Origin of the sequence: Streptomyces sp. SudanB52_2052 (assembly GCF_964272415.1) — a bacterium.
GTDB classification, from domain to species: Bacteria; Actinomycetota; Actinomycetes; order Streptomycetales; family Streptomycetaceae; genus Streptomyces; species Streptomyces olindensis.
Map to the genome: position 1 here is coordinate 2,339,784 of NZ_OZ186796.1, position 25,531 is coordinate 2,365,314.

22 protein-coding genes are annotated in these 25,531 nt (G+C 70.3%); 9 read left to right on the forward strand and 13 right to left on the reverse strand.

Annotation, left to right across the window (positions count from 1 at the left end):
- The first annotated feature begins 46 nt into the window (after positions 1-46).
- Positions 47-2,503: a DNA gyrase/topoisomerase IV subunit A gene (locus tag ACSUPV_RS10165; protein WP_031116876.1), complete on the forward strand. Its 2,457-nt coding sequence runs from the start codon at positions 47-49 to the stop codon at positions 2,501-2,503.
- Here the strand turns inward: ACSUPV_RS10165 and ACSUPV_RS10170 are convergent.
- A complete protein-coding gene (locus tag ACSUPV_RS10170; RefSeq protein WP_382610930.1) occupies positions 2,500-3,561 on the reverse strand; it encodes a CobW family GTP-binding protein in 1,062 nt (353 codons plus the stop codon). The two genes, ACSUPV_RS10165 and ACSUPV_RS10170, sit on opposite strands and share 4 nt — an antisense overlap.
- A 340-nt stretch (positions 3,562-3,901) precedes the next feature.
- Here ACSUPV_RS10170 and ACSUPV_RS10175 point away from each other — a divergent pair, with 340 nt between their 5' ends.
- On the forward strand, positions 3,902-4,438 hold the full coding sequence (locus ACSUPV_RS10175) for a DUF6082 family protein (RefSeq protein WP_359789400.1): 537 nt from the start codon (positions 3,902-3,904) through the stop codon (positions 4,436-4,438).
- 395 nt (positions 4,439-4,833) lie between these two features.
- A complete protein-coding gene (locus tag ACSUPV_RS10180) occupies positions 4,834-5,073 on the forward strand; it encodes a hypothetical protein (protein ID WP_031116879.1) in 240 nt (79 codons plus the stop codon).
- A 69-nt stretch (positions 5,074-5,142) separates the two neighbouring features.
- On the opposite strand, the gene ACSUPV_RS10185 is transcribed toward ACSUPV_RS10180, so the two are convergent.
- Positions 5,143-6,303 carry a citrate synthase/methylcitrate synthase gene (locus tag ACSUPV_RS10185; RefSeq protein ID WP_031116880.1) on the reverse strand — a complete coding sequence of 387 codons (1,161 nt, stop codon included), beginning with the start codon at positions 6,301-6,303 and terminating at the stop codon, positions 5,143-5,145.
- 110 nt (positions 6,304-6,413) lie between these two features.
- On the opposite strand from ACSUPV_RS10185, the gene ACSUPV_RS10190 reads away from it, so the two are divergent.
- From ACSUPV_RS10190 to ACSUPV_RS10205, 4 genes are all read left to right on the forward strand, one after another.
- A complete protein-coding gene (locus ACSUPV_RS10190) occupies positions 6,414-7,670 on the forward strand; it encodes a citrate synthase (RefSeq protein ID WP_436947349.1) in 1,257 nt (418 codons plus the stop codon).
- Between the two features lie 53 nt (positions 7,671-7,723).
- Complete coding sequence (locus ACSUPV_RS10195) at positions 7,724-8,668, forward strand: sucrase ferredoxin (RefSeq protein WP_436947350.1); 945 nt, start codon at positions 7,724-7,726, stop codon at positions 8,666-8,668.
- Between the two features lie 144 nt (positions 8,669-8,812).
- Positions 8,813-10,483, forward strand: a complete 1,671-nt coding sequence (locus ACSUPV_RS10200) for an ATP-binding protein (RefSeq protein ID WP_031116883.1) — start codon at positions 8,813-8,815, stop codon at positions 10,481-10,483.
- Entirely contained in the window at positions 10,483-11,163 is a 681-nt protein-coding gene (locus ACSUPV_RS10205; RefSeq protein ID WP_031116884.1) for a response regulator, read from the forward strand. Before ACSUPV_RS10200 ends, ACSUPV_RS10205 begins: the two co-directional genes overlap by 1 nt.
- A 27-nt stretch (positions 11,164-11,190) precedes the next feature.
- Here the strand turns inward: ACSUPV_RS10205 and ACSUPV_RS10210 are convergent, their stop codons facing one another.
- From ACSUPV_RS10210 to ACSUPV_RS10220, 3 genes are read right to left on the reverse strand one after another with little or no spacing between them, the layout of a single operon-like run.
- The gene (locus ACSUPV_RS10210) at positions 11,191-12,252 is read right to left on the reverse strand and encodes an ABC transporter substrate-binding protein (protein WP_436947351.1); all 1,062 of its coding nucleotides are present in this window, start codon (positions 12,250-12,252) and stop codon (positions 11,191-11,193) included.
- A 52-nt stretch (positions 12,253-12,304) separates the two neighbouring features.
- Positions 12,305-13,168 carry an ABC transporter permease gene (locus tag ACSUPV_RS10215; protein ID WP_436947352.1) on the reverse strand — a complete coding sequence of 288 codons (864 nt, stop codon included), beginning with the start codon at positions 13,166-13,168 and terminating at the stop codon, positions 12,305-12,307.
- Positions 13,158-13,973, reverse strand: a complete 816-nt coding sequence (locus ACSUPV_RS10220; protein WP_436947353.1) for an ABC transporter ATP-binding protein — start codon at positions 13,971-13,973, stop codon at positions 13,158-13,160. Before ACSUPV_RS10220 ends, ACSUPV_RS10215 begins: the two co-directional genes overlap by 11 nt.
- A 161-nt stretch (positions 13,974-14,134) precedes the next feature.
- Between ACSUPV_RS10220 and ACSUPV_RS10225 the strand changes: the two genes are divergently transcribed.
- On the forward strand, positions 14,135-14,830 hold the full coding sequence (locus ACSUPV_RS10225; RefSeq protein ID WP_031116888.1) for a response regulator: 696 nt from the start codon (positions 14,135-14,137) through the stop codon (positions 14,828-14,830).
- 27 nt (positions 14,831-14,857) lie between these two features.
- Here the strand turns inward: ACSUPV_RS10225 and ACSUPV_RS10230 are convergent, their stop codons facing one another.
- The 6 genes from ACSUPV_RS10230 to ACSUPV_RS10255 all read right to left on the reverse strand — a co-directional run bounded on the left by ACSUPV_RS10230 (position 14,858) and on the right by ACSUPV_RS10255 (position 21,917).
- On the reverse strand, positions 14,858-16,450 hold the full coding sequence (locus ACSUPV_RS10230) for a solute symporter family protein (protein ID WP_359789380.1): 1,593 nt from the start codon (positions 16,448-16,450) through the stop codon (positions 14,858-14,860).
- Positions 16,447-17,007 carry a DUF485 domain-containing protein gene (locus tag ACSUPV_RS10235; protein WP_037761611.1) on the reverse strand — a complete coding sequence of 187 codons (561 nt, stop codon included), beginning with the start codon at positions 17,005-17,007 and terminating at the stop codon, positions 16,447-16,449. The genes ACSUPV_RS10230 and ACSUPV_RS10235 overlap by 4 nt, the downstream gene beginning before the upstream one ends.
- A gap of 69 nt (positions 17,008-17,076) precedes the next feature.
- Positions 17,077-17,760: a response regulator transcription factor gene (locus tag ACSUPV_RS10240; protein WP_031116891.1), complete on the reverse strand. Its 684-nt coding sequence runs from the start codon at positions 17,758-17,760 to the stop codon at positions 17,077-17,079.
- The gene (locus tag ACSUPV_RS10245; RefSeq protein ID WP_436947354.1) at positions 17,757-18,908 is read right to left on the reverse strand and encodes a sensor histidine kinase; all 1,152 of its coding nucleotides are present in this window, start codon (positions 18,906-18,908) and stop codon (positions 17,757-17,759) included. The genes ACSUPV_RS10240 and ACSUPV_RS10245 overlap by 4 nt, the downstream gene beginning before the upstream one ends.
- Positions 18,905-19,429: a DUF1453 family protein gene (locus ACSUPV_RS10250; RefSeq protein ID WP_037761603.1), complete on the reverse strand. Its 525-nt coding sequence runs from the start codon at positions 19,427-19,429 to the stop codon at positions 18,905-18,907. The genes ACSUPV_RS10245 and ACSUPV_RS10250 overlap by 4 nt, the downstream gene beginning before the upstream one ends.
- Positions 19,430-19,793: 364 nt before the next feature.
- Positions 19,794-21,917 (reverse strand): DNA gyrase/topoisomerase IV subunit B, encoded by a 2,124-nt coding sequence (locus ACSUPV_RS10255; protein WP_031116895.1) that lies wholly within the window; start codon positions 21,915-21,917, stop codon positions 19,794-19,796.
- A gap of 442 nt (positions 21,918-22,359) precedes the next feature.
- Here ACSUPV_RS10255 and ACSUPV_RS10260 point away from each other — a divergent pair, with 442 nt between their 5' ends.
- Positions 22,360-22,590 carry a DUF7455 domain-containing protein gene (locus tag ACSUPV_RS10260; RefSeq protein WP_031116896.1) on the forward strand — a complete coding sequence of 77 codons (231 nt, stop codon included), beginning with the start codon at positions 22,360-22,362 and terminating at the stop codon, positions 22,588-22,590.
- A gap of 132 nt (positions 22,591-22,722) precedes the next feature.
- Here ACSUPV_RS10260 and ACSUPV_RS10265 read toward each other — a convergent pair whose 3' ends face one another.
- Both ACSUPV_RS10265 and ACSUPV_RS10270 read right to left on the reverse strand, forming a co-directional pair.
- Positions 22,723-23,559: a S1 family serine peptidase gene (locus ACSUPV_RS10265; protein WP_436947355.1), complete on the reverse strand. Its 837-nt coding sequence runs from the start codon at positions 23,557-23,559 to the stop codon at positions 22,723-22,725.
- Positions 23,560-23,694: 135 nt separating this feature from the next.
- A complete protein-coding gene (locus ACSUPV_RS10270; protein WP_031116898.1) occupies positions 23,695-25,236 on the reverse strand; it encodes an RNA polymerase sigma factor in 1,542 nt (513 codons plus the stop codon).
- Positions 25,237-25,531: the final 295 nt, after the last annotated feature.

The following is a 25,531-nucleotide window of genomic DNA, read 5'->3' on the forward strand; positions in this document are numbered from 1 at the left end:
GGTCGGCGTCAGATCTCGTTCACGCTTCAGCAAGGAGCCGGCAGCGATGGCCCGCCGCAGCACGAAGACCCCGCCGCCCGACGACTCGTACGAGGAGAGGATCCTCGACATCGACGTCGTCGACGAGATGCAGGGCTCCTTCCTCGAGTACGCGTACTCGGTCATCTACTCCCGCGCCCTGCCGGACGCCCGTGACGGCCTCAAGCCGGTGCACCGCCGCATCGTCTACCAGATGAACGAGATGGGCCTGCGCCCCGAGCGGGGCTACGTGAAGTGCGCCCGTGTCGTCGGCGAGGTCATGGGCAAGCTGCACCCGCACGGCGACGCGTCGATCTACGACGCCCTGGTGCGCATGGCCCAGCCCTTCTCGATGCGCGTCCCCCTGGTCGACGGCCACGGCAACTTCGGCTCGCTGGGCAACGACGACCCGCCGGCCGCCATGCGGTACACCGAGTGCCGGATGGCCGAGGCGACCAGCCTGATGACGGAGTCGATCGACGAGGACACCGTCGACTTCAACCCCAACTACGACGGCCAGGAGCAGGAGCCGGCGGCGCTGCCCGCCGCCTTCCCGAACCTGCTGGTCAACGGCGCCTCGGGCATCGCGGTCGGCATGGCGACGAACATGCCGCCGCACAACCTGCGCGAGGTCATCGCCGCCGCCCGGCACCTGATCAGGCACCCGAACGCGGACCTCGACGCCCTGATGAAGCACGTGCCGGGCCCCGACCTGCCGACCGGCGGCCGCATCGTCGGCCTGTCCGGCATCCGGGACGCCTACGAGACGGGCCGCGGCACGTTCAAGATGCGGGCGACCGTCGCCGTGGAACAGGTGACGGCCCGCCGCAAGGGCCTCATCGTCACCGAGCTGCCCTTCGCGGTCGGCCCGGAGAAGGTCATCGCCAAGATCAAGGACCTGGTCGGTTCGAAGAAGCTCCAGGGCATCGCCGACGTCAAGGACCTCACCGACCGGGAGCACGGCCTGCGCCTGGTCATCGAGATCAAGAACGGTTTCGTGCCGGAGGCGGTGCTGGAGCAGCTGTACAAGCTGACGCCGATGGAGGAGTCCTTCGGCATCAACAACGTCGCCCTGGTGGACGGCCAGCCGCTCACGCTGGGCCTCAAGGAGCTGCTGGAGGTCTATCTCGACCACCGCTTCACCGTCGTACGGCGGCGTTCGGAGTTCCGCCGCGGCAAGAAGCGCGACCGGCTGCACCTGGTCGAGGGTCTGCTGACGGCCCTGCTGGACATCGACGAGGTCATCCGGCTGATCCGCTCCAGTGAGAACTCCGCGCAGGCGAAGCAGCGCCTGATGGAGCAGTTCTCGCTGAGCGAGGTGCAGACGCAGTACATCCTGGACACGCCGCTGCGGCGCCTGACCAAGTACGACCGCATCGAACTGGAGACGGAGAAGGACCGGCTCAACGCGGAGATCGAGGAACTGACCCGGATCCTCGACTCGGACGCGGAGCTGCGCAAGCTGGTCTCGTCGGAACTGGCCACGGTCGCCAAGAAGTTCGGCACCGACCGGCGTACGGTCCTGCTGGAGTCGGGCGGCGCCCCGGTCGCCGCCGTGCCGCTGCAGGTGGCCGACGACCCGTGCCGGGTGCTGCTGTCCTCGACGGGTCTGCTGGCCCGTACGGCCAACGGCGAGCCGTTCGCCGAGGACGCCGCCGCCAAGCGCGTGAAGCACGACGTGATCGTCTCGGCGGTGCCGGCCACCGCGCGCGGCGAGATCGGCGCGGTCACCTCAGCGGGCCGGCTGCTGCGGATCAACGTGATCGACCTGCCCCAGCTCCCGGAGTCGATGCCGACGCCGAACCTCGCGGGAGGCGCCCCGCTGGCGGAGTTCGTCTCCCTGGAGGACGACGAGACGGTGGTCTGCCTGACCACGCTCGACGAGTCCTCGCCCGGCCTGGCGCTCGGCACGGCCCAGGGCGTGGTGAAGCGCGTGGTGCCCGATTACCCGGCCAACAAGGAAGAGCTGGAAGTGATCACCCTCAAGGAGGGCGACCGGATCGTCGGCGCGGTGGAGCTGCGCACGGGCGAGGAGGACCTGGTCTTCATCACCGACGACGCCCAGCTGCTGCGCTTCCAGGCGTCCCAGGTCCGCCCGCAGGGCCGCCCGGCCGGCGGTGTGGCCGGCATCAAGCTCTCCGAGGGCGCGAAGGTCATCTCGTTCACGGCGGTGGACCCGGCGGCGGACGCCGTCGTCTTCACCGTCGCGGGCTCGCGGGGCACGCTGGACGACTCCGTCCAGACGACGGCCAAGCTGACCCCGTTCGACCAGTACCCGCGCAAGGGTCGCGCCACGGGTGGCGTCCGCTGCCAGCGGTTCCTGAAGGGCGAGGACTGCCTGTCCCTGGCCTGGGCGGGCCCCGCTCCCGCTCTCGCCGCCCAGAAGAACGGCAGCCCGGCCGACCTGCCGGAGATCGACCCGCGCCGCGACGGCTCGGGTGTCTCGCTGGCCAAGACGGTGGCGGTGGTGGCCGGACCGGTCTAGGCCGGCCCGGCGGGATCCTCGTCGGGGTCCCGTACGTACCGCAGGACGCCCCACATGCCGTGCTCGTCGGCGTGCGGGGCGTCGCTCCGGCACGCGTCGAGTTCCTTGTCGAGGGCGGGGGCGTCGATGCCGGATCCGATGAGGACCAGCTGCGTGAGGCGTTCCTCGCCGGCCGGCCAGGGCTCCGGGTAGAAGCGCAGGAACCGGCCGACGGCATGGACGCCGTAACGGTTCCGGACGTCGTGCGGGCCGAAGTCGACGTACCCCTTGATCCGGTACAGCCCCTGGGGACGGCTGTCGAGGAACTCCATCAGCCGACGCGGGTCGAGGGGCTGCGCCGAGGTGAACGACAGGCTGTCGTAGCTGCTGTGCAGGTGCCCGGCGTGGTCGTCGTCCTCGCCGTGCTCGTGCAGGTCGTCGAAGGACAGCTGCCCGATGCGCTCCTCGCTCGGCCGGCAGTCGAAGAGGAACTCGGGGTCGATCCGGCCGTAGGAGGCCGGGACGACGGCGGCGCCGTCGACGAGGGACCGGACGAGCCCGAGGACGCGTTCGCCGTCCGCCGCACGGTCCACCTTGTTGACCACGACCAGATCGGCCAGCGCGAGATGCCGGTCGATTTCGGGGTGCCGGGCTCGGGTGTCGTCGAACTCGGCGGCGTCGACGACCTCGACGAGCCCGCCGTACACGATCCGCGGATGCTCGCTGGCGAGCACCATCCGCACCAGTTCCTGCGGCTCGGCGAGACCGCTGGCCTCGATGACGATCACGTCGATGCCGAGGGACGGCTCCGCGAGCCGCTCCAGGTACTGGTCCAGCTCGCTCGCGTCGACGGCACAGCACAGGCACCCGTTGCCGAGCGAGACCGTGGAGTCGCCGAGCGCTCCGGCCACGGCCATCGCGTCGATCTCGATGGCCCCGAAGTCGTTGACGATCGCGCCGATCCGGCTGCCACCGCTGCGGTGGAGCAGGTGATTGAGCAGCGTGGTCTTTCCCGAGCCGAGGAATCCGGCCAGGACGACGACCGGGATCTGCTGCGGTTCCGGGCTCCGCTGACTCACCGTGCGACCTCTCTCACGCCGACGCGTGCACCGGCTCGCGTTCCCGGCACACGGAGGAAATGGGGATGCCGCCCCAGGATACGAGCCTCAGAACGCGACGAAGTGAACGATTGTTAGCAGCACTCGCGGGGCAGACGTTGGGCATGGCGCCGGTTTGTGCGACCCTCGCTTCCCTCCGTGCGCCTCTCCTCCGCCTCCCCGCCGATCAGAGCCGCTCGGCACTCTGGGAGACGGAAAGCGCCGCCCACCGCGCGCCGGTCCCCTCCAGTCGACCCGCACCCCGACGACCGGCGGACGGCCGTCTGAATCGGGGGTTGACATGGCCACACAGAATTTTGCGATGCGAGGACTGAGGGCCACCGCCTCGGCCGGAATCGGCCTGGCGGCGGGCACCGTCGTCGCCCTGGCCGTGCAGTGGCCCAGGCTCCATGCGTTGCGTGCCCGGATCGAGCACCTGGAGGAGGCCGCGCAGTCCCAACGCCGGACCAACTTCGCCCACCAGCAGCGGCTGCACTGGGAGTTGCTGAGCAAGGCGATGGACGACCCGGAGCTGGCCGATGTGCTCGACGCCTACGACGGGACCGTGCCGCCCGGAAAGCTCCGCCAGTTCCTCTTCGCCAACGCCCTCTACACCAACGCCCTGTGCTACTACCGCATGGGCAACATGACCCGGGAGGAGTTCTTCGGCTTCGCCCGGAGCATGCTGCAGAACCCGATCTTCCGCGAGTACTGGTACGCCTCCCGCCCGCATCGGGCCACCCTCGTCGGCACGTCGGAGGAGGCGCGGGTCGGACGCATGGTCGACGATCTCCTCGGGCAGTTGGAGGAGGCGGACAGCGACGAGTGGTGGGTGGTGGGGGAACCGCCGGCCGAGTAGCCGGGGGCGGGGTTCGGGGCCGGGTTCAGGTTCGGTCCTGGGCCGGGGCCGGGGCCGGGGTTCGGGGTCAGGTCCGTCGCCGGTCCCGGGTGCGGCGCCGAGTGGATGTCGCACAGGCCCCATCAGCCCCGTCCGGGCTCCCCGCCGTAAGCGCCGTACCTCGCGGATCACTCTCCTGGACGCATCACACGCCTGGGCGGTAACGAACCCATAAACCGGTGCGTTTGCCCAGGTGCCAACACGGTTGACTACTGCGCATCCCGCGAACCGGGTCGACCACCGCCGAACCGCCGCTCCACGCCGCCCGGTTGTCGAGGCCGCGGCCCCACAGGGCCGCATCGCACCGCAGGCTACAGTGCGCACCAAGCCTCGAGATCAAAAGGAACGCCAGAACAGTGAGCCACATCATCCGTCGGATTGGCACCCCTCCCAGCGCGCGGGGCAGTGCGACAGGTGCCAATTGCCCCGACATCTTCGAGCTGTCAGACGGCAGGTTCGCTGTGATCGGAACGGACCTCACCGAAGAACTCGACGGCAAGCTCCCCGCCGACGCGTCCCGGGCCGACTACGAGCGCATCGTCGTGGTCACGCGGAAGACCCTCATCGACGCCAAGGCCGACATTCCCGACGCCTGATCCCGTCGGCCCCCGTCGAATCGACGCCGCGGCCCGGCACCAGGAGGTGCCGGGCCGCTGTGTCTCCTGTCAGGCGGGCACGGGCGCCGGCGCCTCAGGCCCGACATAGCGCGCCACCGGCCGGATGATCTTCGTTTCCTCCGCCTGCTCCAGGATGTTGGCGCTCCAGCCCACCACGCGCGCGGCGGCGAACGTCGGTGTGAACATCTCGCGGGGCAGGCCGCAGAGCTCCATGACCACGCCCGCGTAGTACTCGACGTTGGTGTGGAGTTCCCGACCGGGCTTCAGCTCCGCCAGTATCGCCTCGACGTGGCGCTCGACCTCGACGGCGAAGTCCACCCGGGGACCACCGAACGTCTGGGCGACCTCGCGCAGCATCCGGGACCGGGGGTCCTCCGTGCGGTAGATCGCATGCCCGAAGCCCATGATGCGCTCACCGGCGAGCACACGCTGCCGCACCCAGGAGTCGATACGGTCCGGAGTGCCGATCGCGTCCAGGGTGTCCAGCGCTCGGCTGGGCGCACCGCCGTGCAACGGCCCCGACAGGGCCGCCACCGCACCGGCGAGGCACGCCGCCACGTCCGCGCCGGTGGACGCGATGACCCGGGCCGTGAACGTTGAAGCGTTGAATCCGTGATCAATGGTTGAGATCAGGTATTGCTCGATCGCCCGGGCGTGCTGGTCGGTCGGCACCGACCCCGTCAACATGTACAGGTAGTTCGCCGCATAGGAGAGATCCTCGCGCGGCTCCACCGGGTCGAGCCCTTTCCCCAGCCGGTGCAGGGCGGTGAGCAGGGTGGGCACGGCGGCGGCAGCCTCGAGGGTGTCCTGCCGGCGCCGCTCGGCGTCGATGTCGTACACGGGGCGGAAGCCCTTGGCCGCGCCCAGCAGCGACAGGGCCGTGCGCATCCCGGCGAGCGGGCCGGAGCGTCCGCCGGCGGCCGCGATGGCCGGCAGGGCCGCCCGGACCTCGTCGGGCAGCCGCCGCAGCGCGGCGGTCTCCGCGGCGAAGGCCACGCTCCGCCCGGCGTCCGGCAGATCACCGTGCACGAGCAGGTGCCAGACGTCCTCGAACCCGCGGGTCCGCGCGAGGTCGACGGCCGAGTACTGCCGGTAGTGGTAGAAGCCCTCGAGACCGCGGACGTCACCGATCCGGGTGTCGGTGACGACGACCCCGGCGAGCCCTCGCGGCGCTTCGAGGAGAGTGGCTGCGGACCTGTTGACGGACATGTCTTCCTCCCTGGACTTGATTCGACTGTCCATGCTTGACTTGAGCTATGTCAACATTGATTGAATCAATACATCACTCAATGCTCTGCTAGGCGGATACGGTGAGCCCCATGCGCGATCAAGAGCCCGCCCCCCTCGACGCGGAACGGCGACTGAGCACCAAGGAGGCCGCCGAGCTGCTCGGTGTGAAACCGGAGACCGTGTACGCGTACGTGAGCCGCGGCCAGCTCAGCAGCCGCCGCGTGGCCGGGGGCCGGGGCAGCACCTTCGACGCCAGGGAGGTCGAGGCGCTCGCCCGGCGCAACCGGCGGGAGAGCGCGGGCGGTTCCGGCTCCGGCGGCGAGCTCTCCGTACGGACCCGCCTCACGCTCATCGAGAGCGACCGCTACTACTACCGCGGCGTCGACGCGGTCGAACTGGCCACCCGGCACAGCTACGAGGAGGTCGCCGAGTGGCTGTGGACCGGCCGGATGCGCCCGGGCAGCGCGTTCACCGCGCCCGCGACCTCCGTCGCCGTCGCCCGCCGTGCCGTCGAGGCACTGCCCGAACACGCGGCGCCCGCCGACCTGCTGCGGGTCGCGACGACCGCCGCCGCGACCGCCGACCCCCTCCGCTTCGACCTCTCCGAAGGCGCCGTCCTCGGCACCGCGCGCACCCTCATCCCCACACTCGTCGCCGCCCTGCCGGCAGTGGGCCGGGACCGCGCCGACACGGGCCCGCTGGCCCACCGCCTGTGGTGCCGGCTGTCCCGTCGGGAGCCCGGTGAGGCGTCCCTGCGCGCCCTGGACACCGCCCTCGCCCTCCTGGTCGATCACGACCTGGCCGCCTCCACACTCGCGGTGCGGGTCGCCGCGTCGGCCCGTGCCCACGCCTACGCGGCGGTCTCCGCCGGGCTCGGCGTCATTGAGGGGCCGCTGCACGGCGCGGCCAGCGGACTCGCCCACCGACTGCTCCAGGACGTCCTCGACCAGGGCGACCCGGCCCCCGTGATCGCGGGCGAACTGCGCGCCGGGCGCCGCATCCCGGGACTCGGCCACCGGCTCTACCCCGGCGAGGACCCACGCGCGCGTGCCCTCTTCGCCGTTCTGGAGGACATCCCCAAGGCCGAGCCCGCCCTCCTCGCGGCCCGCGACATCGTCGAGACCACGGCCCGTCACGCCCCACTGCACGCCAACGTCGACCTGGCGCTCGCCGTGCTCACGACGTCCTGCGGCATGCCCGCGACCGCGGGCGAGACGATCTTCGCCGTGGCCCGCACGGCGGGCTGGATCGCCCACGCCCTGGAGGAGTACGGCGAACGCCCGATGCGCATGCGCCCGAGCGGTCTCTACACAGGCGCCAAGCCGCCTCAGCCACTGCCGGAGTAGGTAAGGGCGGGCCCCGCAGGAGCCATCAGCCAACTCAGGTTAGGCTCACCTCTGTGAGTACGTGCTCAAGCGTCTCGCGGGACCTCGACGAGCCCGTCGCGGGGACCGCGGCCACCGCGAGGACCTGGCTGTTGCTGGAACAGCCCGGCCCGTGGGGTGCCAAGGCGCTCACCTCGAGCCACCTGGACCCCGCGCTGGGGCGCGCCCTGGAGGCGGCCGCGAAGGACACGGGCGTCCGGATCGTGCTCATCCGGCGCCCCGGGCGCCACGCGGACCGCCGCATGCCCGCCACGCGCCGGGTGTACGCGGCCCACACCGTGCCGGGGAACGTATGGCTGCGCAGCGCCACGACATCGGATCCGGGGCAGCTGTTGGACCTCGACTTCGCCGCACTCGGCCGGGGCGACCACCACTCCTTCGACGCGCTGCTCGGCGGACGCCCGCACGACGGTGACCCGCTCGCCCTTGTCTGCACCAACGGCAAGCGCGACCGCTGCTGCGCCCTCCTCGGCCGGCCCCTCGCGGCCGAACTCGCCACGTCAGGGGTCGAGGGCGTCTGGGAGGTCACCCATCTGGGTGGCCACCGCTTCTCCCCGACGGTGCTCGTGCTGCCGTACGGCTACGCGTACGGCCGGGCCGAGGCGCACACCCTCAAGGAGGTGCTGCACAGTGCGCGCGAGGGACGGATCGTCCTGGAGGGCTGCCGGGGCAGCTCGGCCTGGGAACGGCCCGGCCAAGCCGCCGAGCTCGCCGTGCGCACCAGGATCGGCGACTACGCGGCGGAGGCGCTGACCGTCGTCCGCACGGCGGGTGCGGCTCCGTGCTGGGAGGTCACCGTCGCCCACACCGACGGGCGTCGCTGGCACGTCGACGTGGCCCAGGCCGCGGGCCTGCCGCCCCGCCCGGAGAGCTGTGGGACGGCGGTCCTCGGTTCACCCGCGCGGATGGACGTGGTGGCGGTGCGCGAGGCCAGGGTGACGACGGCACTGGCGAGCTGACGGCCGACGCCACGGGCACCGCCGTCATCCGTCCACCCTTGACGCCGACTTCCCGGACGTCGATGCGCCCTCTGCACGCATTGATCAAGAGATCCACGCCACACCCGTTACGGCAGCCAGGCAGCCGCACGTACCTTCTTGGGTATGAGCCCCACTCCCCCCGCACGCCGCCTGCGCCTCGGTCTGCCCCGGCGGGTGTTCTCGCAGGTGCTGCTGATGCAGGTGGCGATCGCCGCGGGAGTCGCGGTCCTCGCGACCGGGTTGTTCCTGGCACCCCTCAGTGACCAGCTGGACGACCAGGCGATGCGCCGCGCGCTCGCGATCGCGCAGACGACCGCGCAGCAGCCGGACCTCGTGAAGGACCTGAGGGACACACCGCCCTCGCCGGACGGTCCGGTGCAGAAGGAGGCGGAGCGGATCCGCAAGGCCACCAAGGCCGAGTACATCGTGGTGATGGACTGGCGAGGTGTGCGCTGGTCGCACACCGATCCGAAGCAGATCGGCGGCATCGTCTCGACCGACCCGGGGCAGGCCCTGGCCGGCCACGAGGTCATGGAGATCGACAGCGGCACTCTCGGCCGTTCCGCCCGGGGCAAGGTGCCGCTGCGCGACAGTGACGGCACCGTCGTCGGCGCCGTCTCGGTCGGCATCGCCTACGACAGCGTCCGGGCCCGGCTGATCCACGCGATCCCGGGGCTGCTCGCGTACGCCGGAGGTGCCCTGGCCGTCGGCGCGCTGGCGGCGTGGCTCATCTCCCGGCGCGTCCACCGGCAGACCAGGGACCTCGCCTTCTCGGACATCGCGGCGCTCCTGTCGGAACGCGAGGCGATGCTGCACGGCATCCGGGAGGGCGTCGTCGCCCTGGACCGCACCGGCCGCATCCGTCTCGTCAACGACGAGGCACAGCGCCTGCTGGGCCTCGGGGACGCGGTGGTGGGCCGCACACCCGACGAGGCGCTCGGCGCGGGCCGTACGGCCGACGTGCTGGCCGGACGCGTCGCCGGCAGGGACCTGCTCACCGTCCGCGGCCAGCGCGTGCTCGTCGCCAACCGCATGCCCACGGACGACGGCGGCGCCGTGGCCACCCTGCGCGACCGCACCGAACTGGAGCAGCTGGGACGCGAACTCGACTCCACCCGCGGTCTGATCGACGCCCTGCGCGCCCAGGACCACGAACACGCCAACCGGATGCACACGCTGCTGGGGCTGCTCGAACTGGAGATGTACGACGACGCCGTGGAGTTCGTAGGCGAGGTGGTCGGTGACCACCGGGCCACCGCGGAGCAGGTCACCGAGCGGATCGAGGACCCGCTGCTCGCCGCCCTGCTGGTCGGCAAGGCGACCGTCGCGGCCGAGCGGGGCGTCGCCCTGTGGGTGTCGGACCGGACCCGCCTGCCCGACCGGCTGATCGACCCCCAGGGGCTCGTCACCGTCGTCGGCAACCTGGTGGACAACGCCCTGGACGCCGTCGCGGGCAAGCCGCACGCGCGCGTGGAGGTCGAACTGCGCGCCGAGGGACGTACGGCGATTCTCCGCGTCCGCGACACGGGGCCGGGGATCCCGCCGGAACACCGGGAGCTGGTCTTCACCGAGGGATGGTCCACGAAGAAACCGCCGGCGCACCGGGAGCGGGGCATCGGGCTCTCCCTGGTGCGCAGGCTCGCCGAGCGGCAGGGGGGCAGCGCGACCGTCGGCGAGGCGCACGGCGGGGGCGCGGAGTTCACCGTCGTCCTGCCCGAGGCGCTGACCGAGCCGGGCCCCGAACCGGCCCTGACCGTGCCGTCGGCTCCGCGGGCCGCCGAGGAGGAGTCGTGATGATCGAGGTCCTGGTCGTGGACGACGACACGAGGGTCGCCCGGGTCAACGCCGCCTACGTCGAGAAGGTGCCCGGCTTCCATGTCGCGGGCGAGGCCCACAGCGCCGCCGACGCACTGCGTCAGCTGGAGACGCTGCCCCGGCTGGACCTGGTGCTCATGGACCACTACCTGCCCGACGAGACGGGGCTCGCGGTCGTCCAGGAGATGCGGCGGCGCGGCCACCAGACCGACGTCATCATGGTGACGGCGGCGCGGGACGTGTCCACCGTGCAGGCGGCCATGCGGCACGGCGCGCTGCAGTACCTGGTCAAGCCGTTCGCCTTCGCCGGGCTGCGCGCCAAGCTGGAGGCCTACGCCGAGCTGCGGCGCACCCTCGACGGCGGCGGGGAGGCCGAGCAGGCCGAGGTGGACCGCATCTTCGGGGCACTGTCGGCACCGTCGGAGCCCGCTCTGCCCAAGGGGCACTCCCCCACCACGGCCGAGCTGGTCCGTCAGTCCCTGATGAGCGCCGACGGCCCCCTGTCCGCCCAGGAGATCGCCGAGCGCACCGGGGTGAGCCGCCAGACGGCCCAGCGGTACCTGAAGCTCCTGGAACGCACGGGACGGGCCAGGCTGACCCTCAAGTACGGCGACGCGGGCCGCCCGGAGCACCGTTACGTGTGGGCGACCCGCGCCTAGACGGTCGGCTCCGGGCCGTCCCGGCTGTCAGCCTGTGGCCTTCTTCGCGAACTCGGTCGTGTAGGTCTGGTCCAGGTTGATCTTGGCGTTCTTGATGTTGGGGTTGAACGCCTTGAGCACCTTCTCGACCGTCTCGGGACCGCCCGCGGGCATCACGCCGTCCTTGGTGAACATCGGCAGAGTGCTCTTGATCGCCTGGGCGTAGAGCGCCTTGTCGCCCTGCGAGTAGTCGGCCGGCATCTTGTCGGCGATCTGGGACGCGCTGTGTGTGGACATCCACATGAGTGTCTTGACGAATGCATTGACCAGCTTCTGGGCCGTGCTCTTGTGGCTGTTCACCCAGTCCGTCTGCATGTACAGACTCGACGACGGATACGGACCTCCGAGCGCCTCCTGGGAGCCTTGCGGCGTTCGCATGTCGAGGAGGATCCGGCCCGCCTTCTTGTCGAGGACCTGGGCCACGGTCGGGTCGGTCGTCATGCCGCCGTCGATCGAGCCCTTCTGCAGCGCGGAGATGAAGGTCGGCCCGGCGCCCACCGCGACCGGCGTGAAGTCGCTGATCTTCACGCCGTTCTTGACGGCGAGGTACTTGGTGAGGAAGTCGGTCGAGGAGCCCAGCCCGGTGATGCCCAGCTTCTTGCCCTTGAAGTCCTTGGGCGAGGTGATGTCGCCCGCCGCCTTTTCGGAGACCAGCTCCACCTCACCTGGGGCGCGGGAGAACTGCACCACCGACTCGATGTGCTTGCCCTTGGTCTGGAGGTCGAGGGTGTGGTCGTAGAAGCCGACGGCTCCCTGGACCTGCCCGGAGACGAGCGCGGTCTCGGCCTGGACGCCGGCGGGCTCGGTCAGCAGCTGAACGTCGAGCCCCTCGGCGTCGAAGTAGCCGAGCCGCTGGGTGAGCATCGCGGGCAGATAGATGACCTTGTCCAGGCCGCCGACCATGATCTTCACCTTCTCGCCCTTGCCGTCGCCGGAGCCGCCGGAGCCGGTCGACGCCGTACCGGCGGCGTCGTTGGCACAGGCGGTGAGCGAGGAGAGGGCGAGCAGGCCGGCGGCGGCCAGGGCGGCGTAGCGGGCGGTCTTGCGCATGGCGGTTCACGTCCTTGTGAAGGGGAGAACGGGAAGGGGCGTAGAGGGAACGTCAGTGCTCGGAACCCGCGGGCTTCCAGCGGAAGATGCGGCGCTCGGTGAAGGTGAGCAGCCCTTCGGCGAGAAGCGCGACGACGGCGAGGATCACCATCGCCGCGTACACCCCGGCCGCGTTGAAGGTGCCCTGGGACTGCGCGACGAGCAGGCCGATGCCCTTGGTGGCGCCGATGTACTCGCCGACGATGGCGCCGATGAGGGCGAAGCCGAAGCTGACGTGGAGGCTGGTGAAGATCCACGAGGTGGCGGACGGGATGACCACCTGAAGGGTCACCCTGCGGTCGCTCGCGCCCAGGATCCTGGCATTGGAGACGAGGTTGCGGTCCACCTCGCGGGCGCCCTGGAAGGCGTTGAAGAACACCGGGAAGAAGACCAGGACGACGGCCGACGCGACCTTGGAGGCCGGGCCGAGCCCGAACCAGATCACGAAGATCGGCGCGAGGACGATCCTGGGGATCGAGTTGAGCACCTTGATGTATGGACCAAGGACATCGGCGAGCAAGGTGATCCGTCCCAGCGCAATACCGAGGATGACACCGGTGACCACACCGAGGACCCAGCCGAGCAGTGCCTCGTAGAGCGTGTACCAGATCTGCTCGCCCAGGGAGCCGAGCGCGGTCCCGTGCGTCACCCAGGTGTAGATCTGGTCCCAGATCTGGGAGGGCATGGAGAAGTTGAACGGATCGATGACCTTGGCCCGGGACAGCGCCTCCCACAGTCCGAGGACACCGACCAGCAGCAGGACCCGGACGGCGTTGATGAGGACTTTCCGCCGACGCGCGGCACGGGCCCGCGACTGGGTGCGGTCCGGTGCCTTGGCCGTCTCCACCACCGGTGCGCCGATCACCTCAGGCGACATGGGCCGCACCCCTCTCGCGGGTGATGCGCACCTCTTCGCCGAGGGACTCCCAGATCTCTCGGTAGATCTCGATGAAACGCGGCTCCAGGCGCACCGCCTCGACCTTCCGCGGCCGTGGCAGGTCGATGGTGAAGGTCTCCTTCACGGTGGCCGGTCCGGCGGTCATCACCACGACCTTGTCGGCCAGCGCGATGGACTCCTCCAGGTCGTGGGTGACGAAGACGACCGAGGCGCGCGTGCCTTCCCACAGGTCGAGCAGTTCGTCCGACATCAGCGCCCTGGTCTGCACGTCGAGCGCCGAGAACGGCTCGTCCATGAGCAGGATCTCGGGGTCGTTGACGAAAGTGGCGGCGAGTGCGACGCGTTTGCGCTGGCCGCCGGAGAGCTGGTGCGGATAGCGGTCCTCGAAGGCCGCGAGTCCGACCCGGGCCAGCCACTCGCTCGCGCTCCGCTTCGCCTCCGCCTTGGGCACGCCCCTGAAGCGCGGGCCCGCCATCACGTTGGACAGGACCGTGCGCCAGGGGAAGGTCGCGTCCTGCTGGAAGACGAAGCCGACCTTGTCACCGACGCCGTGCACCGGCTCACCGGCGACCAGCACCTCGCCCTCGGTGGGCTCCTCCAGGCCGCTGACCAGGGTCAGCGTGGTCGACTTGCCGCAGCCCGTGGGGCCGACGACCGCGACGAACTCCCCCCGGCCGACCGTGAGATCCAGGTCCCGGACGGCTGTGTGCAGGCCTCCCGACGGGGTCCTGAACGTCTTGCTCGCGCCCCGCAGTTCGATGGCGGGGCTGGTGTCTGCGCTCATGGCCGGGGACGGTAGATCCGGTTCCGGAGGCGGCATCAGTCTTGTGAGCGCATACCGTTCTTTTGCTCGCAAGGGCCTGTTGTGCTCGTTTTCCGCGGGTTACAACAACGGAGCCGAAACACGGGCGTGACGCCCGCGTGGCCTTGACGGAAAGAGGCCCGATGATTGACGTCCTGGTCGTGGACGACGACTTCCGTGTCGCCGAGATCAACGCCAAGTACGTGGGGAAAGTACCCGGCTTCCGGGTGGCCGCCCGCGCGCACAGCGCTGCTCAGGCGCTGGCGCGGGTGCAGCGCGGAGGCATCGACCTGATGCTGCTGGACCACTACCTACCCGACCAGACGGGCCTCGAACTCGTCCACCGCATGCGGGACCAGGGCCACGGCACCGACGTCATCATGATCACAGCGGCCGGGGACGTGACGACCATCCAGGCCGCCATGCGCCTGGGCGCCCTGCACTACCTGGTCAAACCCTTCACCTTCGCCGCGCTGCACACCCGTCTCGACTCCTACGCCGCCCTGCGCCGCACCGTCGAACGGGTCGGCAGCGGCCGCGGCATCGCCGCACAGGAGCAGGTCGACCGGATCTTCAGCGCGCTGCGCACCACCTCGGTGTCGACGTCCCCGAGTCTGCCGGGCGGTCACTCGGAGCCCACCACGGAACTCATCTGCCGTGTCCTGCACCACGCGGACCACCCGCTCTCCGCGCACGAGGTCGCCGCCGAGACCGGCCTGAGCCGCTCCACAGCCCAGCGCTACCTGCGCCGCCTGGAACAGTCCGGCCGACTGCGCCTCTCCCTCCGGTACGGCGACACGGGCCGGCCGGAGCACCGCTACGCCTGGGTGGCGCCGTAGCCGCCGCACGACAGTGGACCGGGGCCCTTACGCCGCTCCCGCCCCGGTCAGCGACCGCACCTCGGTCTCCGCGTGCCGGGCCTCGTCCGGGACCTCCGCCGAGGTGACCGTGCCCAGCCAGCCCGCGAGGAAGCCCAAGGGGATCGAGATCAGGCCCGGGTTCTGCAGCGGGAAGTACTGGAGGTCGACGCCCGGGAACAGCGAGTCGGGGCTGCCCGACACCACCGGCGACAGCACCACCAGCACCAGGGCCGGAACGAGACCGCCGTAGACGGCCCAGACGGCGCCGCGTGTGGTGAAACCGCGCCAGAACAGGGAGTACAGCAGCACCGGGAGGTTCGCCGACGCGGCGACCGCGAAGGCGAGGCCCACCAGGAACGCGACGTTGAGGTCCCTGGCCAGCAGGCTGAGAGCGATCGCCACCACGCCGACGCCGACGGCGGCGACCCGGGCCACGGCCACCTCGCTGCGCGGCTTGCCACCCCGGCGGCGCAGGGACGCGTAGAGGTCGTGGGCCACGGACGCCGAGGACGCGAGCGTGATGCCGGCGACCACGGCGAGGATCGTGGCGAAGGCGACCGAGGCGACGATCGCGAACAGAACCGTTCCCCCTGTGGACCCGGCACCACCGCCCAGATCGAGCGCCAGCAACGGAACCGCCGTGTTCCCGGCCGCGTTCGACCCGCGCACCGCGTCCGGCCCCACGATGGCGGCCGCGCCGAATCCCAGCACGATCGTCATAAGATAGAAGCCGCCGATGAGCCCCACGGCCCAGACGACCGAGCGACGTGCAGCGCGCGCCGTGGGCACGGTGTAGAAGCGGGACAGGATGTGCGGCAGCCCCGCCGTCCCCAGCACCAGGGCCAGCCCCAGACTGATGAAGTCGAAACGGGCGGTCCAGTCCCCTCCGTACTTCAGCCCCGGCGCCAGAAACGCCTCCCCGTGCCCGCTTCGCTCCGCCGCCGTGAGCAGCAGCCGGTCCAGATCGCCGTGGAAGCGCACCAGGACGAGCGCCGTCAGCGCGATGGTGCCGCCGAGCAGCAGGACGGCCTTGACGATCTGGATCCAGGTGGTCGCCCGCATCCCTCCCAGCGTCACATAGATCACCATGAGCGCCCCGACGCCGACGACCGCCCACGCCCGCGCCGCCCCGCTCGTACCTCCGAGCAGCAGCGCCACCAGGCTTCCGGCTCCGACCATCTGCGCCACCAGATACAGAACCGACACGGTCACCGAGGAGGTTCCCGCCGCGATCCGTACCGGCCGCTCCCGCATCCGCGCCGCCACGACGTCGGCGAGCGTGAACCGGCCGCAGTTGCGGACCAGTTCGGCGACGAGGAACAGCACCACCAGCCACGCCACGAGGAATCCGACGACATACAGCAGCCCGTCGTACCCGAACAGCGCGATGAGCCCGGTCACTCCCAGGAAGGAGGCGGCCGACATGTAGTCGCCCGCGATGGCAAAACCATTCTCCATGGGTGAGAAGAGCCGCCCGCCGGCGTAGAACTCCTCCGCCGAGCCGCGCCGGTGACGGCTGACCCACGTCGTGATCGCCAGCGTGACCGCGACGAACGCGCTGAACAGCAACAGCGCCAGCGTCTGGTGTTCACCTGTCACGGGGCACCTCCGTTCACGCCACGCGTCAGCTCCTGCGTGTCCCAGCGCAGTTCCAGCGCCGCCCGGTCCCGGCGAAGCCGCGCGTTCCGCGCGTACGCCCAGGTGAGCAGGAAGGTGGTCAGGAACTGCCCGAGCCCGGCCACCATCGCCACGTTCACCGCTCCGGCCACGGGCCGGGCCATCAGCTCCGGTGCTGTCGTGGCAGCCACCACGTAGCCCAGGTACCAGGCGAAGAAGGCCGCGAAGGCCGGCACCACGAACCTGCGGTAGCGCCGCCTGACCTCCTGAAAGGCCTCGCTGCGCTGCACCTCCAGGTACACGTCGGCCGCCACGACCCCGGCCTTCCCCTCACCGCGCGCCGACGGCGACTTCGCCGGAGCGGGCGCCGCGGCACCGGCCGACTCGCCCCAGCCGGAGGCGAGGGCGTCGTACCAGGGGTCGTCGTACCTCAGCTGTCCGGTTTCCTCGGCCGGGACCGGGACTTGACGGTCGTAAGGCCCGATCGAACTCTCCTGACCAGCCCCGACTCCGCGGGGACGGCCCTTGCTTGGCTGCATGCCCAAGGATGGACAGAACGGGAAGATCCCCGACTCTTCTTCCCCTCCCTCTTCACCCCATCAGGTGATTCAATCCGCTGGTGGCCGCACCAGCCCCTTTCCGTACGCGTAACGCACCGCCTGCGCACGGTCCTTGAGTCCCGTCTTGGTGAACATGTTGTTGATGTGCGTCTTCACAGTCGCGGTCGAGACATGCAGCCTGCGGGCGATCTCCTGGTTGCTGAGCCCTTCGGCGATGAGGATCAGCACCTCCGTCTCCCGCGCGGTGAGCCCGTCCGGCGCCTCCGGGGGCGCGGTCGGTCTGAGATCGGCCTCCGTGAGGCGCTCCAGGAGCCGTCTCTGGATGCTCGGCGAGAGTCCCGCGTCCCCGGACAGCACGCTCTGCACCGCCCGCACGATCTCCTCTCCGCCCGCGTCCTTGGTGAGATAACCGCGCGCGCCCGCTGCCAGCGCCGGGAACAGCGAGTCGTCGTCGGCGAACGTCGTGAGCACCACGACCTGCGTCCCGGGATGCTCCTTACGGATTCTGCGGGTCGCCTCCACTCCGTCGCAGCGGGGCATGCGCAGGTCCATCAGCACCACGTCCGGGGCGACTTCGCCGACCAGCCGCACCGCCTCCTCCCCGTCTTCCGCGGCCCCGACGACCTCGATTCCGGGCAGCAGGCCGAGCAGCATCACGATGCCCTCCCGCACCACGGTCTGGTCGTCCGCGACCACCACCCGAGCGGTTTTCCGCTCGGCCTCCTCCGTCATACCGGCACCTTCAACGTCACCACGAACCCCTCCTCGCCCGGCCCCGCCTCGAGCGAGCCGCCCAGCAGCTCGGCACGCTCCCGCATGCCGAGCAGACCGTACCCGGCGCCCGTCCCGGTCAGCTCGCCCGGCGAGCCGCCCGAGTCCCGTACGTCCAGGGTCACTTCGTGCGGTCGGTAGTCGAGCCGAAGGCGCACCTTGGCGCCCGGGGCGTGCTTGCGGACGTTCGTCAGAGCCTCCTGTGCCGCTCTGCGCACGGTCTGCGAGGCCTCGGCCGGCAGTGTCCTGCGTTCACCCGTGATGGTGATCTCCGCGCCCTCGGACGTACCCACCAACTGGTTCAGGAAGTCCTCCAGCGGGGTCAGCTCGCCGCGCAGGGCGGAGAGCGCCTGGCGTGTCTCGGCGAGGCCGCCACGTGCCATCTCCCGTGCCGCCACCACGCGTTCGCGTATCTGATCGCGCTCGCCGCCGCGCTCGATCAGCAGCCGGGCCGCCTCCAGGTGCACGAGTTGGGCCGAGAGGCTGTGGGCGAGCACGTCGTGGATCTCCCGCGCTATGCGGGCGCGCTCCGCGAGCGCCGCCGTCTCCGCCTCGGCCGCGCGCGCGATCCGCTCCTGGGCGAGCAGCCGCTGGGCGCTGCCCCGCGCCTCGGCGTCGAGGCGCAGTGTGTAGCCGGCCAGGGCGAGTCCGACGCCGGTGACCACGGTCGTCAGGGGGTCGCTGTCGTTGACGAGCCCGTACGAACCGAGTGCCAGGCCCGCGGCGCTGAAGGCGATGGCGGGTGGCAGCCGCTCCAGTGCCGAAACGGCGCAGCCGCACCATATGACGAGGGCCGCCACCTCGAACCCCGACATCTGCGCCGCGACGGCGACGCCTTGGAGCAGCGCGAGCGACGCCAGCGACGGCCACAGCCGGTGCTGGAGCGTGGTCCGGAAGAACGCCCACGCGAGCAGTGCCGCCAGGAGCACTCCTGCGGGCCCGGCCGCCGCCTTCCAGCCGCCCATCCGGCTGTCGGCGAAGGCGCCCCACAGCAGCACGCCGAGGACCAGGGCGCGCACCGTCCAGGCCAGCAGGCACCGGGAGCGTGAGAGCCCCTCACGGCCCAGCGCCTCCTGGGAAGGCCAGCGTGTCCAGACGTTGTCCTTCACACGCGCTCCTTCCCCGCGGGCCGAGTCGTGCTGTCACCGTACGCCCCGCTCGAAGTCCCGGTAGGGCGCAGGGACCGGGCTCGCCAGGCCAGGATTCCGGACCGGACGAGCAGGGTGCCGGCGAGCCCCAGCAGGAGGGCGGAGCTGTCCTGATGGACGCCCACCGCGGCGCCGATGGAGAACAGGCCGACGCGCAGTCCGATGCCGACGGCCCAGACGGCGGCGCTCGCCTTGCTGCTCCGGCACCAGACGGAGCCGTCCGGGTCCGACCAGATGCGAGTGGTCCAGGCCCAGCCGGCGCCGGTGGCAAGGCCGACGAGCAGTTCGGCGCCGAGCAGCAGCGCCGAGGCCGTGGGGTGCTGGGAATCGAGTATGCCCGGCTCGCGCAGCGCGACAACGGTCAGGAGCGCGGGCAGGAGCCACCAGCGGCGCTCCCCGTCCATCCGGTCGGCGCGGAACTGCCGGGCGATCACCAGGGCGGCCACGGCCACGATCACCAACGCGTCGACGAGCCCGGACATCACAGCCTCCGTGAGCGAGGAAGGGAATGCCGGAAGCGGATGCCGCCGACGCCTTCGACGCTACGGAAAACGCCAGGCCGCAGGATCGGAGCCCGGGTGGATCACGGGTGGATCCCCGACCGGGAGCATCTCCACCCAGGGGTGGATCGCCGCGCCCTGGGCACCGGCGAAGCCGTACTCGTGTTCCGGGGTTGCCGGGCCCAGGAGCAACGCCCTGCACGAACATCGCCGTGCCGCCCCTGAACGGGAGCAGCACGGCGATGTCCACGAGCCGTTCACGCCGTGGGCCGGCACCATCCGACCACGGCAGGCTGCGACCCAGGAGGCCGACGCCCCAGCCGGTCCAACCCGCCCCGCGCAGTCGTTACGCGTCGATGCGCGACCGGTCCAGCGTCGCCGCGGAGTTGGAGATGAACTCCTTGCGCGGGGCCACGTCGTTGCCCATCAACAGGTCGAAGACCTGCTCGGCCGCTTCCAGGTCGGAGAGGTTGATCCGGCGCAGGGTGCGGTGGCGCGGGTCCATGGTCGTCTCGGCCAGCTGGTCGGCGTCCATCTCACCGAGACCCTTGTAGCGCTGGATCGAGTCCTTGTAGCGGATGCCCTTGCTCTGGAACTCCATGAGCTTGTCGCGCAGTTCCCGGTCGGAGTACGTGTAGACGTACTTGTCCTGGCCCTTCTTGGGCTGGACGATCTCGATCCGGTGCAGGGGCGGCACAGCGGCGAAGACCCGGCCGGCCTCGACCATGGGCCGCATGTAGCGGTGGAACAGGGTCAGCAGCAGCGTGCGGATATGCGAGCCGTCGACGTCGGCGTCGGTCATCATGATGATCTTGCCGTAGCGGGCCGTGTCGATGTCGAAGGTCCGGCCCGAGCCGGCTCCTATGACCTGGATGATCGCGCCGCACTCGGCGTTCTTCAGCATGTCCGTCACGGACGACTTCTGGACGTTGAGGATCTTGCCCCGGATCGGCAGCAGCGCCTGGAACTCGGAGTTCCGGGCGAGCTTCGCCGTACCGAGCGCGGAGTCGCCCTCGACGATGAACAGCTCGCTGCGGTCGACGTCGTCGCTGCGGCAGTCGGCGAGCTTGGCCGGCAGCGAGGAGGACTCCAGGGCCGTCTTGCGGCGCTGCGCGTCCTTGTGCTGCCGGGCGGCGATGCGCGTCCGGGCCGCGGCGACGGCCTTCTCCATGACGACACGGGCCTGCTGGGCGGCGTCACGCTTCGTGGACGTCAGGAACGCCTTGAGTTCCTTGCTGATCACGTTGTTCACGATGCGGCGGGCCGCCGAGGTCCCGAGGACCTCCTTGGTCTGGCCCTCGAACTGGGGCTCGGCCAGGCGCACGGTGACGACCGCGGTCAGGCCCTCCAGGGCGTCGTCCTTGACGATGTCGTCCTCGGCCACGCGCAGGAGCTTCTTGGCCCGCAGCACCTCGTTCATCGTGCTGGTCACGGCCTGCTCGAAGCCGGCGACGTGGGTGCCGCCCTTGGGGGTGGCGATGATGTTGACGAACGACTTCACCGTCGTGTCGTATCCGGTGCCCCAGCGCATGGCGACGTCGACGTCGAGCTCGCGGGTGACCTGGGTGGGCGTCATCTGGCCGTGCTCGTCCAGGACCGGGACGGTCTCCCTGAAGGTGCCCTGTCCGGAGAACCGGAGGACGTCGCAGACCGGCTTGTCGCCGGCCAGGTACTCGCAGAACTCGCTGATGCCGCCGTCGAAGCGGAAGGACTCCTCGCCCTTGCTGCCGCCCTCGCCGAGTCCGTACTCGTCGCGCACGACGATGGTCAGGCCGGGCACCAGGAACGCGGTCTGGCGGGCACGCTGGTGCAGCGTCTCCAGGGAGAGCTTGGCGTCCTTGAGGAAGATCTGCCGGTCGGCCCAGTAACGCACGCGCGTGCCGGTACGGGTCTTGGGGATCTTCTTGGCCTTGCGCAGGCCGCTCTTGGCCTCGAACTTGGCGTCCGGACCGGTCGCGGTGAAGGCGCCGGGGACACCGCGCCGGAAGCTGATCGCGTGGGTGTGCCCGCCGCGGTCCACCTCGACGTCCAGGCGGGCGGACAGAGCGTTCACCACGGAGGCGCCGACGCCGTGCAGACCGCCTGAGGCGGCGTACGAGCCGCCACCGAACTTGCCGCCGGCGTGCAGCTTGGTCATGACGACCTCGACACCGGAGAGGCCGGTCTTGGGCTCGACGTCGACGGGGATGCCCCGGCCGTTGTCCCGGACCTCGACCGAGCCGTCGTCGTGGAGGATGACCTCGATGTGATCGCAGTAACCACCGAGGGCCTCGTCGACGGAGTTGTCGATGATCTCCCAGAGGCAGTGCGACAGACCGCGGCTGTCGGTCGACCCGATGTACATGCCCGGGCGCTTCCGCACGGCCTCGAGCCCCTCGAGGACGAGCAGGTGCCGCGCGGTGTAGTTGGAACCGTCCCGGTCTGCTCCTGCCAGCAGAGCTGTGGACGGCACGGACGTCTCGGCGGTCACGCGGTTCGCTCCTCGCTGAATTTCAGATGGGGCCCTCGTGGGTAAGGGCGCGACTTGAGTCACCGGTGAGAGGGTACCGAGGCCTGGTAGAGCCGCTGTAACGCCACCCTCGTCGGAAACTCACACTAGTCCACACTCGCATGAGTGTTCGATCCCTCGATGGAGTGAAGTACACATCACGTTCCCTTCCAGGCATGAACCATTTAGGCTCCGGGCACGTCCTCATGAACAACCGGCAACCCAGCCGGGAGGACCGACCACCGATACAACGCGAAGCCCCGTAAGACACATAGACACGCAATACGGCACATTCGCCGCCAACCGGCAGCAGACAGCCGCCTCGCAAAGATTTTTTCGAGGAGAAGCCACGAGCGGGAACGTTTTGGGGCTGGTTGGATGTTGACCCTGGTACGACAGCTCGTCGAGCTAGAGAAGAGGCGACGTGACTACTGTTCTGACCCCTGCGAGCCAGTTGACGGCCGCTGATCGCTGCGACCGCTGCGGCGCCCAGGCGTACCTGCGCGTCGTCCTGCTCAGCGGCGGAGAGCTGCTCTTCTGCGCCCACCACGGGCGCAAGTTCGAGCCGGAACTCAAGAAGATCGCCGCTGAGATACAGGACGAGACGGAGCGGCTCACGGCCGTTCCCGCGACCGCCTCCGAAGAAGAGCGCTGACACCTCGCGTCCGACGACGAGCCAGCCGGCACAGGCCGCTGAACGGGCGGCTGCCTCTGTCCTCAGAGGCAGCCGCCCGTCCTCGTCCCTACAAACCCTCGGCAGGCCCTGTCGGGCGCCCGCCGCGCGTCCTCACACCCGTGTCCAGCCGAGCGTCCGCATGATGGCGGACACACGCATGTAGACCCCGGGGCTGCCGGCCCGTCCGCAGCCCGTCCCCCAGGAGACGAGCCCGATCAGCCGCCCCTGGGCCACCAGCGGCCCCCCGCTGTCGCCCTGGCAGGCATCCCGGCCCCCACCCGTCTCCCCGGCGCACAGCATGCTCCTGGCGTCGTAGGTGCCGTCGGCACCACCCGGATACGCGTCCTCGCAGAGCGCATCGGGGAGCACGCGCACGAGTGCCGCCCGCAGGCCGCCGGGGTACTCACCGGCGCCCGAGGTGTCGCCCCAGCCGTACACGGTCGCGGCCCCGCCCACTCCGTAGGCGGGGTCACCGTCGGCCGCCATGCCGATCACCGAGCCGGCCGGAAGAGGTTCGGCCAGGGTCAGAACGGCGAAGTCCCCGAAGTTGCTGACACCGTCGTACGCCGGATTCACCCAGGTGTCCCGCACGGCGATCTCCTGACCGCCGTGGTCCGAGAGCAGGTCGGTGCGTCCCGCTATGACCTTGAGGTCACGGACCCGTTCGGGTGGCCCGCCCAGGACGTCTTCGTCCATGCAGTGGGCCGCGGTGAGCACGGTGGTGCGGCCGACCGCCACGCCTCCGCAGAACTGCCCCGCACGCGTACCCCCGAACCGGTCACGACTGGACAGGGCCACCGTCCACGGGCTCTGAGACGCGTCGACGGGGAATCCCCCTATGACCACGCTGTCGGCGGCCACAGGTGCGGTGGAACCCGTGGATATGGCGGATGCCGCGGCTGCCAGGACCAGCGACCGGGCCAGGGCTCGGACTAGGCGACGACGCATACACACTCCTCACTCCGTGATGTCGGTAAGACACCCAGGGTGATCCACCCGGAGACACCGCGCACCTGCGGAGAGGCGGCAGCACGAAGGCCCGGTCCCCTCGCGAACCGGGCCTTCCGCGTCGTACGACCGCTACTAGTCGAGGTAGTCGCGCAGCACCTGCGAACGGGACGGGTGGCGCAGCTTCGACATGGTCTTGGACTCGATCTGGCGAATGCGCTCACGCGTGACGCCGTACACCTTGCCGATCTCGTCGAGGGTCTTCGGCTGACCGTCGGTGAGACCGAAGCGCATCGAGACGACGCCCGCCTCGCGCTCGGACAGGGTGTCCAGGACGGAGTGCAGCTGCTCCTGGAGGAGCGTGAAGCTGACCGCGTCGGCCGGGACGACCGCCTCGGAGTCCTCGATGAGGTCACCGAACTCGCTGTCGCCGTCCTCGCCGAGCGGGGTGTGCAGCGAGATGGGCTCGCGGCCGTACTTCTGGACCTCGATGACCTTCTCCGGGGTCATGTCGAGTTCCTTGGCCAGCTCCTCCGGGGTGGGCTCGCGGCCCAGGTCCTGGAGCATCTGGCGCTGCACGCGCGCGAGCTTGTTGATGACCTCGACCATGTGCACCGGGATACGGATGGTGCGAGCCTGGTCGGCCATGGCGCGGGTGATCGCCTGACGGATCCACCAGGTGGCGTACGTGGAGAACTTGTAGCCCTTGGTGTAGTCGAACTTCTCGACCGCGCGGATCAGACCGAGGTTGCCCTCCTGGATGAGGTCCAGGAAGAGCATGCCGCGACCGGTGTAGCGCTTGGCCAGGGAGACCACCAGACGGAGGTTGGCCTCCAGCAGGTGGTTCTTGGCGCGGCGGCCGTCCTCGGCGATGATCTCCAGCTCACGCTTCAGCTTCGGCGCCAGCTTGTCGGCGTTGGCCAGCTTGTCCTCGGCGAACAGACCCGCCTCGATGCGCTTGGCGAGCTCGACCTCCTGCTCGGCGTTGAGCAGGGGAACCTTGCCGATCTGCTTGAGGTAGTCCTTGACCGGGTCGGCGGTGGCACCGGCAGCGGCGACCTGCTGCGCGGGCGCGTCGTCCTCGTCCTCGTCGGAGAGCACGAAGCCCGCGTTCTCGGTGCCCTCGGGCTCCTCGCCGGCCTTGCCGGGGGCTGCCTCCTCGAGCACCTCCTCCTCGAGGAGCTCGACGTCGTCCTTCTTGGCGCTGGTCTTCTTGGCCGCCGCCGTCTTCTTGGCGGGGGCCTTCTTCGCCGCCGCCTTCTTGGCGGTGGTCTTCTTGGCGGCCGCCTTCTTGGCGGGCGCCTCCTCCTCGGCAGCGGGCTCGGCGGCGGGCGCCGCCGGCGTGGCGGTGGCGGTGGCCTTCCTGGTGGTCACCGCCTTGGCCGCGACCGTCTTGGTGGCGGTGCGCTTGGCGGGACTCTTCGCTGCGACGCTCTTTCGGGTGCGCTTGGGCTCTGCGGCACTGACCATCAGCGTCACACCCTCTTCCTCGAGGATCTGGTTGAGGCTGCGCAGTACGTTCTTCCACTGAGTGGCCGGAATCTGGTCAGCTTCGAAGGCCCGACGCACGTCATCGCCGGCGATCTGCCCCTCAGCCTTTCCCCGCTCAATGAGCGCCATGACAGAGACGGACTCGGCGATCTCCGGCGGGAGCGTACGGGATGTGCTGGCCGACACGAACAACCTCTCGGAACGTTGGAAAACGGCTTCCGGCACCGTCCACAGGGGACAGGAGCCGACCGCCGGCTTGGGGATGGGCCGACGGCGCGGGCGGGGGCCGGGAAGATGCACAGCGCCATGAACGGCGTCCGTATTCCCTCCGCGGCTGTCACCTCTTAGGTCATCGCGTTCTCCCCGCGAGCGTTACGCCCAATCTGCGTGGCCCGAGTCACACCCCGTAAGCGAATAAAAACGGTCAGACGCGGGCAGAGGCGGTCACCTTTGGTTGCGACCGGCCGCTCCGGCGCATCCA

Coding starts and splice junctions, on each gene's coding strand:
- ACSUPV_RS10165 (WP_031116876.1), top strand. CDS start 47: ATGGCCCGCCGCAGCACGAAGACCCCGCCGCCCGACGACTCGTACGAG.
- ACSUPV_RS10175 (WP_359789400.1), top strand. CDS start 3,902: ATGCGAGGACTGAGGGCCACCGCCTCGGCCGGAATCGGCCTGGCGGCG.
- ACSUPV_RS10185 (WP_031116880.1), bottom strand. CDS start 6,303: ATGTCCGTCAACAGGTCCGCAGCCACTCTCCTCGAAGCGCCGCGAGGG.
- ACSUPV_RS10190 (WP_436947349.1), top strand. CDS start 6,414: ATGCGCGATCAAGAGCCCGCCCCCCTCGACGCGGAACGGCGACTGAGC.
- ACSUPV_RS10200 (WP_031116883.1), top strand. CDS start 8,813: ATGAGCCCCACTCCCCCCGCACGCCGCCTGCGCCTCGGTCTGCCCCGG.
- ACSUPV_RS10205 (WP_031116884.1), top strand. CDS start 10,483: ATGATCGAGGTCCTGGTCGTGGACGACGACACGAGGGTCGCCCGGGTC.
- ACSUPV_RS10210 (WP_436947351.1), bottom strand. CDS start 12,252: ATGCGCAAGACCGCCCGCTACGCCGCCCTGGCCGCCGCCGGCCTGCTC.
- ACSUPV_RS10215 (WP_436947352.1), bottom strand. CDS start 13,168: ATGTCGCCTGAGGTGATCGGCGCACCGGTGGTGGAGACGGCCAAGGCA.
- ACSUPV_RS10220 (WP_436947353.1), bottom strand. CDS start 13,973: ATGAGCGCAGACACCAGCCCCGCCATCGAACTGCGGGGCGCGAGCAAG.
- ACSUPV_RS10225 (WP_031116888.1), top strand. CDS start 14,135: ATGATTGACGTCCTGGTCGTGGACGACGACTTCCGTGTCGCCGAGATC.
- ACSUPV_RS10235 (WP_037761611.1), bottom strand. CDS start 17,007: ATGCAGCCAAGCAAGGGCCGTCCCCGCGGAGTCGGGGCTGGTCAGGAG.
- ACSUPV_RS10240 (WP_031116891.1), bottom strand. CDS start 17,760: ATGACGGAGGAGGCCGAGCGGAAAACCGCTCGGGTGGTGGTCGCGGAC.
- ACSUPV_RS10250 (WP_037761603.1), bottom strand. CDS start 19,429: ATGTCCGGGCTCGTCGACGCGTTGGTGATCGTGGCCGTGGCCGCCCTG.
- ACSUPV_RS10265 (WP_436947355.1), bottom strand. CDS start 23,559: ATGCGTCGTCGCCTAGTCCGAGCCCTGGCCCGGTCGCTGGTCCTGGCA.